The sequence below is a fragment of the Streptomyces sp. M2CJ-2 genome (assembly GCF_016757295.1).
In the GTDB taxonomy this organism is placed as follows: domain Bacteria; phylum Actinomycetota; class Actinomycetes; order Streptomycetales; family Streptomycetaceae; genus Streptomyces.
Genome location: NZ_JAESIF010000020.1, coordinates 110882 through 119169 on the forward strand (window position 1 = coordinate 110882; position 8288 = coordinate 119169).

Genomic DNA, 8288 nt, shown 5'->3' on the forward strand with positions numbered 1-8288 from the left:
TCGCCGGCGACTTGAGCCGGCGCACCAACGAGGAGATCGGTTCGTGACGATCCGCGTAGGCATCAACGGGTTTGGCCGCATCGGTCGGAACTACTTCCGCGCATTGCTCGAGCAGGGCGCAGACATCGAGATCGTGGCGGTCAACGACCTGGGTGACACCGCGACCACTGCCCACCTGCTGAAGTACGACACCATTCTTGGGCGCCTCAAGCAGGAGGTCTCCCACACCGCCGACACGATCACCGTGGACGGCAAGACGATCAAGGTGCTCTCGGAGCGCAACCCCGCGGACATCCCGTGGGGCGAGCTGGGCGTCGACGTCGTCATCGAGTCGACCGGCATCTTCACCAAGAAGGCGGACGCCGAGAAGCACATCGCCGGTGGCGCCAAGAAGGTCATCATCTCGGCTCCGGCCAAGGATGAGGACGTCACCATCGTGATGGGCGTCAACCAGGACAAGTACGACCCGGCGAACCACCACGTCATCTCCAACGCCTCCTGCACCACCAACTGCGTGGCGCCGATGGCGAAGGTGCTCGACGAGAACTTCGGCATCGTCAAGGGCCTGATGACGACGGTGCACGCGTACACGAACGACCAGCGCATCCTGGACTTCCCGCACAAGGACCTGCGCCGCGCCCGTGCCGCCGCCGAGAACATCATCCCGACGACCACCGGTGCCGCGAAGGCCACCGCCCTGGTGCTGCCGCAGCTCAAGGGCAAGCTGGACGGCATCGCGATGCGCGTCCCGGTCCCGACCGGCTCGGTCACCGACCTGGTCGTCGAGCTCAGCCGCGAGGTCACCAAGGAAGAGGTCAACGCCGCCTTCCAGAAGGCCGCGGAGGGCGAGCTCAAGGGCCTCCTCGAGTACACCGAGGACCCGATCGTCTCCTCCGACATCGTCAACGCCCCGGTGTCCTGCACGTTCGACTCGTCCCTGACCATGGTCCAGGACGGCAAGAGCGTGAAGATCATCGGCTGGTACGACAACGAGTGGGGCTACTCCAACCGCCTCGTCGACCTCACGGTCTTCGTCGGCAACCAGCTCTGATCGTGGAGCAGACCGCCTGATATGAGTGCAGGGCTCGGCCGGCGCGCCACAGCGCTGTCCGAGCCCTGACGCACGTATCGGAGCAGTCGACCTCTTCCGATCACGAGCGATCACGAGCGAACACAAGCTCTCTTCAGCTCTTTTCCAGGAGTCCCCTCATGAAGACGATCGACGAACTCCTCTCCGAAGGGGTCGCGGGCAGGCGGGTCTTCGTCCGCGCCGACCTCAACGTGCCGCTGGACGGCACCACCATCACCGACGACGGCCGTATCCGCGCCGTGCTGCCCACCGTCAGGGCCCTCGCCGACGCGGGCGCCCGCGTGGTCGTCGCCTCGCACCTGGGCCGCCCCAAGGGCGCCCCGGACCCCGCCTTCTCGCTCGCCCCGGCCGCCACGCGTCTCGGTGAACTCCTCGGCGCCGACGTGGCGTTCGCGACGGACACGGTCGGCGACTCCGCCACCGCCACCGTCGCGGGCCTCGCCGACGGACAGGTCGCGGTCCTCGAGAACCTGCGCTTCAACGCCGGCGAGACCGCCAAGGACGACGCCGAGCGCGGGGCCTTCGCCGACCGGCTCGCCGCACTCGCCGACCTCTACGTGGGTGACGGCTTCGGTGCGGTGCACCGCAAGCACGCGTCCGTGTACGACCTCCCGGCGCGCCTGCCGCACGCCGCGGGCTTCCTCATCGCCACCGAGGTCGGCGTCCTGAAGAAGCTCACCGACGAGGTCGAGCGGCCCTACGTGGTGGCCCTCGGCGGCGCCAAGGTCTCCGACAAGCTCGCCGTCATCGACGAACTGCTCGGCAAGGCCGACCGCATCCTCATCGGCGGCGGCATGGCGTACACCTTCCTCAAGGCCAAGGGCTACGAGATCGGCACGTCGCTGCTCCAGGAGGACCAGCTGCCCGCCGTCACCGAGTACCTGGAACGCGCCGAGAAGAACGGCGTGGAGCTGGTGCTGCCGGTCGACACGCTGGTCGCCGAGGAGTTCCCGGACCTGAAGACCAAGGCTCCGGCCCATCCCGTCACCGTCGCCGCGAACGCCATCCCGGCCGACCGGCAGGGTCTGGACATCGGTCCCGAGACCCGCACCCTGTACGCCTCGAAGCTCGCCGACGCGGCCACCGTCTTCTGGAACGGCCCCATGGGCGTCTTCGAGCACCCCGACTACGCCGAGGGCACCAAGGCGGTCGCCCAGGCCCTTCTCGACTCCCCGGGCTACACCGTGGTCGGCGGTGGCGACTCCGCCGCGGCCGTACGCATCCTGGGCTTCGACGAAAAGGCATTCGGCCACATCTCGACCGGAGGCGGCGCCTCCCTCGAATACCTCGAGGGCAAGACGCTCCCCGGCCTCGCCGCACTGGAGGACTGACCCTCAATGACCGCTGCTGAAAAAGGCCGCACGCCGCTGATGGCGGGCAACTGGAAGATGAACCTCAACCACCTCGAGGCCATCGCCCACGTCCAGAAGCTCGCCTTCGCCCTGGCCGACACGGACTACGAGGCCGTCGAGGTCGCCGTCCTGCCGCCCTTCACCGACCTGCGCTCCGTCCAGACCCTCGTCGACGGCGACAAGCTGAAGATCAAGTACGGCGCCCAGGACATCTCGGCGCACGACGGCGGCGCCTACACCGGTGAGATCTCCGGCCCGATGCTGTCCAAGCTGAAGTGCACGTACGTGGCGGTCGGGCACTCCGAGCGCAGGCAGTACCACGGCGAGACCGACGAACTGGTGAACGCCAAGGTCAAGGCCGCGTTCAAGCACGGCATCACCCCGATCCTGTGCGTCGGCGAGGAACTGTCCGTCCGCGAGGCCGGCAACCACGTCGCCCACACCCTCGCCCAGGTCGAGGGCGGTCTGAAGGACCTCCCCGCCGAGCAGGCCGAGTCCGTCGTGATCGCCTACGAGCCCGTCTGGGCCATCGGCACCGGCAAGGTCTGCGGCGCCGGGGACGCCCAGGAGGTCTGCGCGGCCATCCGCGGCAAGCTCGCCGAGCTGTACTCGCAGGACGTCGCCGACCAGGTCCGCATCCAGTACGGCGGCTCGGTCAAGTCCGGCAACGTCGCCGAGATCATGGCGCAGGCCGACATCGACGGCGCCCTCGTCGGCGGTGCCTCGCTGGACGCGGACGAGTTCGTCAAGATCGTCCGCTTCCGCGACCAGTGAGCCGGGCAGTGAGTATGCGCTAGCGGCGATCCGTCGTACCCTTGCGGGGTCCGGTCCTGTACCGGGCCCCGCGTCGTCCATCCGAATCCGAGGAAGTTGGTCCAGCCGTGGTTCTGGGGTTCTCGATCGCCCTGATCGTCTTCAGCCTGTTGCTGATGCTGCTGGTGCTGATGCACAAGGGAAAGGGCGGCGGCCTCTCCGACATGTTCGGTGGCGGCATGCAGTCCTCCGTCGGCGGCTCCTCGGTCGCCGAGCGCAACCTCGACCGGATCACCCTCGTGGTGGGTCTGCTCTGGGTCGCGTGCATCATCGTGCTGGGCATCATGATGAAGACGAACAGCTGACCCGGGAGAACAGTCCGTACGCATCGGGTACGCATTCCACACGTAAGGCCCCATGTCCGGTACGCGCAGCACAGCGCGGCCTATCATGGGGCTTGCGTCTGGATGGGGGAGCGGTAACTCCAATGACTGGACGCGCGTTGGGCCTTACGTAGACTGAGGCGCTCGCAGCGAAGCGGAACGCCGACTCGTTTCGCCGCACCATCACGCAGGGAGTTACGACCGTGGCAAGTGGCAACGCGATCCGGGGAAGCCGGGTCGGGGCGGGGCCGATGGGCGAGGCCGAGCGCGGCGAGTCCGCGCCGCGGCTGCGCATCTCCTTCTGGTGCTCCAACGGGCACGAGACCCAGCCGAGCTTCGCGAGCGACGCGCAGGTGCCCGATACCTGGGACTGCCCCCGCTGTGGCTTTCCGGCCGGTCAGGACCGTGAGAACCCCCCGGACCCGCCCCGTACCGAGCCGTACAAGACGCACCTCGCCTATGTGCGCGAGCGGCGCAGCGACGCGGACGGTGAGGCGATCCTCGCCGAGGCACTCGCCAAACTGCGGGGCGAGATCTAGCAGTTGCGGTAGTCGCCGTAGTCGTACCGACGGTCGGCCGCGTCGTTCACGGCCGGCTTCTTCCTCCTGCCCGCGGCCCCGTCGGCCGTCCCGCCTGTCGCCGTGCTGATACCCGGGGGCCGGACGCCCGTATCTGTTGTCAAGCCCCACGACGGGGGCACGACAGGTCACGTCCACGCTGCTCCATTAGGTTGGAACCGGCAGCGGGGCGGATACGCAGCACAGGCAGCAAGGAAGAAGGCTGAGTCCGAGATGAACGCAGACGGCCGTACCAGGCTCGACCAGACCCCCGAGTGGACCGCACTGGCGAAGCACCGGGAGCAGCTCGGGGACGTGCGGTTGCGCGAGGTGTTCGCCGCCGCTCCCGACCGCGGCACCGCGTACACCCTCCGGGTCGGTGACCTGTACATCGACTACTCCAAGCACCTCGTCACCGACGAGACCCTCCGGTTGTTGCGTGAACTGGCCTCGGCCACCGATGTGTTCGGACTGCGCGACGCCATGTTCCGCGGTGAGCGGATCAACACCACCGAGGACCGGGCCGTCCTGCACACCGCGCTCCGGGCGCCGCGGGACGCGGTGATCGAGGTCGACGGGGAGAACGTCGTACCGGGTGTGCACGAGGTCCTCGACAAGATGGCCGACTTCGCGGACCGGGTCCGCTCCGGGGAGTGGACCGGCTACACCGGCAAGCGCATCCGCACCGTGGTCAACGTCGGCATCGGCGGCTCGGACCTCGGTCCCGCGATGGCGTACGAGGCGCTGCGCGCCTACACCGACCGCGACCTCACGGTGCGCTTCGTGTCCAACGTGGACGGCGCCGACCTGCACGAGGCCACCCGCGACCTGGACCCGGCCGAGACGCTGTTCATCATCGCGTCCAAGACCTTCACCACCATCGAGACGGTCACCAACGCCACCTCCGCCCGGACCTGGCTGCTGAACGCGCTGGGCGGTGAAGAGGCCGCCGTGGCCAAGCACTTCGTCGCCCTGTCGACGAACGCGGAGAAGGTCGCCGACTTCGGCATCGACACGGCCAACATGTTCGAGTTCTGGGACTGGGTCGGCGGGCGCTACTCGTACGACTCGGCGATCGGCCTGTCCCTGATGATCGCCATCGGCCCGGACCGCTTCCGGGAGATGCTCGACGGGTTCCGGCTCGTCGACGAGCACTTCCGGACGGCTCCCGCCGAGTCCAACGTGCCGCTCCTGCTGGGCCTGTTGGGCGTCTGGTACGGCAACTTCCTGGGTGCCCAGTCGCACGCGGTGCTGCCGTACTCGCACTACCTGTCGAAGTTCACCGCCTATCTCCAGCAGCTCGACATGGAGTCCAACGGCAAGTACGTCGGCCGGGACGGGCACGAGGTCCGGTGGCAGACCGGCCCCGTCGTCTGGGGCACGCCCGGCACCAACGGGCAGCACGCCTACTACCAGCTGATCCACCAGGGCACGAAGCTGATCCCGGCGGACTTCATCGGCTTCGCCGAGCCGGTCGCCGAGCTGAGCGACGACCTGAAGGCACAGCACGACCTGCTGATGGCCAACTTCTTCGCCCAGACGCAGGCCCTGGCGTTCGGCAAGACCCCGGACGAGGTGCGCGGCGAGGGCGTGCCCGAGGAACTGGTGCCGCACAAGACCTTCAAGGGCGACCACCCCACGACCACCATCCTCGCGCGTGAGCTGACGCCGTCCGTCCTCGGTCAGCTCGTCGCCCTCTACGAGCACAAGGTGTTCGTGCAGGGCGCGATCTGGAACATCGACTCCTTCGACCAGTGGGGCGTCGAGCTGGGCAAGGTGCTCGCCAAGCGCGTCGAGCCCGCGCTCACCGAAGGCGTCGGCGTGCCGGGCCTGGACGCCTCCACCCAGGCCCTGGTCGCCACCTACCGGGAGCTGCGCGGCCGGCGGTGAGCACGGTGCGGGAAGCGGGCGGCAGGGCGCCGTCCGCTTCCCGTAGAATCCCCGGCGATCATGCAGGCGGACGCCCGGGGGGAACACGAAGTGCCACGTATGCGGGGAAGTTGGACAGGCGGCGAGTTCACGGCCTCGTCCTTTCTGAGGCCCTGGAAGGTCGCAAGGGTGGTGTTCCACCCCGCCTGGATCCCGGCTTCGCTCGATTCGTCCATCGAGCGGCTCAAGCGTGTGCGGGTCGTCGCCGGGGTGGTCGCGTCGCTCGGTGTCTACACCTTCGTCCAGGGCGGTTTCGACTTCACGGAGCTGCTGGAGAACACGATGACCGCCTCCGCGGTCCTGCTGATCCTCACCCCGCTCACGGTCGGTGTGATGCTCCTCGTCTGGCGGCGCACCGGTACCGTGCGGCAGTTGCGGGCCCCGCTGCTCAACTCCCTCAAGCTGCTCCTGCTGTTCATCGGCTGCGTGATGGCGATGGTCCTGCTGACGCAGGCGTCGGGCACGTCGGGGGGCGTGCTGCTGTCCCTGGTCACCGCCGGGGTGCTGCTGTGGATGGTCGTCTTCGTGGTCTGGGGAGCGGTGCGGGTCTCCGGCAACTTCTTCGGCACGGCCGCCGTGCACCGTTCGCTGCCTGCCCTGCTCGCCACCGTCACCAGCTGGCTGATGGCCGTCCCCGACCTGGTCACCGGTGACCTGCACGGGCTCAGCCTCACCATGGGCGTCGTCTTCATCCTGGGCGCCCCGGTCACCGTCACGGCCATCGCACTGCTGGAGACGAGCCGGCTCAGGCGGCACTACGGCATCCGGCTCGGCACGCACCCGGCAAGCCTCCCGCCCGCCCCCGGCACCCCGCCGATGCCGCCGGCCGGGCTGCCGCACGTACCGCCGCAGGGGAACCCCTACAGCCACCCGCATCCGCCCGTGACGGGCGGCAACCCGTACGCATCCGGCCCGCGGCATCCGTACGCCCCGCCTCCGCAGCCGCCGTACCCACCGCGGCGTCACCCCTACGGAGGCTGACGGCCGGGGCGCCCCGGCGCCGGTGTCAGGCCACCGCGCTCAGCGTGTCCGCGAGGCGGCGGCGGGCCGCGCGGGCGGCCGGGAGGGCGGCCAGGGCTGCGGCGCCCAGCACCGCGGCGGCGCCGAGCAGCAGCAGGAGCGCGGGGGAGGGCCCCCGGGCGATACCGGCGCCGATGCCGCTCGACCTCCCCTGCTCGTCGATCAGCCAGTGCGCCAGCGGCAGCCCCAGGGCCAGGGCGACGAGCACGGCGGCCAGTGCCGTGCCGGCGGTGGCCGTGACCGTGATCGCGGTGATCTGCCGCGGGGAGAGGCCGATGGCCTTGAGCGCGAGCAGGTCCCGTTCGCCCTCGCGGACCGTGCCGCCGATCGCGGTGAGCAGTTCGACCAGCCCGATCAGGGCGAGCACGGCGATCAGACCGAGGACGACCGCGCGCAACGGGGACAGGCCGTCGGCCGGGTTGGTCACGGTGTGCACGTCGAGCAGGCCGCCCCCGGCCCCGGTCAGCCGGTCGGCGACGGCCCGCGGGTCCGCGCCGGGGTCCAGCCGGAGCTGGTAGAGGGTCGGCCGCAGGTCGGGGTCGTTGCCGCGGAGGGTGTCGAGCGAGGTGGAGATGGTCCGGCCGGCGTTCTCCGGTTCGATGCTGCGGCCGACGATGTGCAGGATCTGCGGCCGGTCGCCGACGGTCATGCGCACCCAGTCGCCGACCTGGACGTGCAGCAGGTCGAGCAGTCCCTGCCCGGCCACCGCTTCGTCGGGCCCGTGCGCCGCGCGGCCCTCGGCCAGGGCGAACGGGTACGGCTCCCGGTGGGTGCCGTAGCCGCGCAGGGCGATCGTGGCGGTCTGGCCGGGCACCAGGGCGGCCACCTCGACGCCCGGGTGGGCGGCGGCGACCTGCGGATCGCGCTCCAGCAGGGCGCGGGCCTGACCGTCACTGAGCGAGGCGTCCGCACGGACGCTGAGCGCGGTGGGCAGTCCCATCCGCTCCGGGCTGCTCTGGAAGCGGTCGATGGTGGTCCACGCGCTCAGCGCCACCACGATCAGCAGCAGCGGCAGGGTCAGCCTGGCCACCGTGCCCAGCGCACGCGGGCGGCGGGTGAACGCCTTGTGCCAGCCGAGGACCAGTGCGGGCGGCACCCGCGCCCCGAGCGCCCGCCGCGCCACGCCCGTCAGCCCGCCCGCCGACACCACGCGGTAGTCGCGGACGGGGGTCGCCGGGCCCCCGCACAGCAGGGTGACCTGATG

Annotated in this window: 8 protein-coding genes; 7 read left to right on the forward strand and 1 reads right to left on the reverse strand. The window is 70.0% G+C overall.

The window, feature by feature from the left end:
- Positions 1-43: 43 nt before the first annotated feature.
- The 7 genes from gap (at position 44) to JL475_RS17920 (ending at position 7045) form a co-directional block, all read left to right on the forward strand.
- Entirely contained in the window at positions 44-1051 is a 1008-nt protein-coding gene (gap, locus tag JL475_RS17890; protein ID WP_109380029.1) for a type I glyceraldehyde-3-phosphate dehydrogenase, read from the forward strand.
- A 158-nt stretch (positions 1052-1209) separates the two neighbouring features.
- Positions 1210-2421: a phosphoglycerate kinase gene (gene pgk / locus JL475_RS17895; protein ID WP_202278720.1), complete on the forward strand. Its 1212-nt coding sequence runs from the start codon at positions 1210-1212 to the stop codon at positions 2419-2421.
- 39 nt (positions 2422-2460) lie between these two features.
- Positions 2461-3216 carry a triose-phosphate isomerase gene (gene tpiA, locus JL475_RS17900; RefSeq protein ID WP_219933638.1) on the forward strand — a complete coding sequence of 252 codons (756 nt, stop codon included), beginning with the start codon at positions 2461-2463 and terminating at the stop codon, positions 3214-3216.
- A 113-nt stretch (positions 3217-3329) separates the two neighbouring features.
- On the forward strand, positions 3330-3560 hold the full coding sequence (gene secG / locus JL475_RS17905) for a preprotein translocase subunit SecG (protein WP_181383631.1): 231 nt from the start codon (positions 3330-3332) through the stop codon (positions 3558-3560).
- A 221-nt stretch (positions 3561-3781) separates the two neighbouring features.
- Entirely contained in the window at positions 3782-4117 is a 336-nt protein-coding gene (locus JL475_RS17910; RefSeq protein ID WP_078649359.1) for an RNA polymerase-binding protein RbpA, read from the forward strand.
- A gap of 252 nt (positions 4118-4369) precedes the next feature.
- A complete protein-coding gene (gene pgi, locus JL475_RS17915) occupies positions 4370-6025 on the forward strand; it encodes a glucose-6-phosphate isomerase (RefSeq protein ID WP_202278721.1) in 1656 nt (551 codons plus the stop codon).
- 90 nt (positions 6026-6115) lie between these two features.
- Complete coding sequence (locus tag JL475_RS17920) at positions 6116-7045, forward strand: hypothetical protein (RefSeq protein ID WP_202278722.1); 930 nt, start codon at positions 6116-6118, stop codon at positions 7043-7045.
- 25 nt (positions 7046-7070) lie between these two features.
- On the opposite strand, the gene JL475_RS17925 is transcribed toward JL475_RS17920, so the two are convergent.
- A partial coding sequence (locus JL475_RS17925; RefSeq protein ID WP_307825084.1) for an FtsX-like permease family protein occupies positions 7071-8288 on the reverse strand: 1218 nt, incomplete at its 5' end.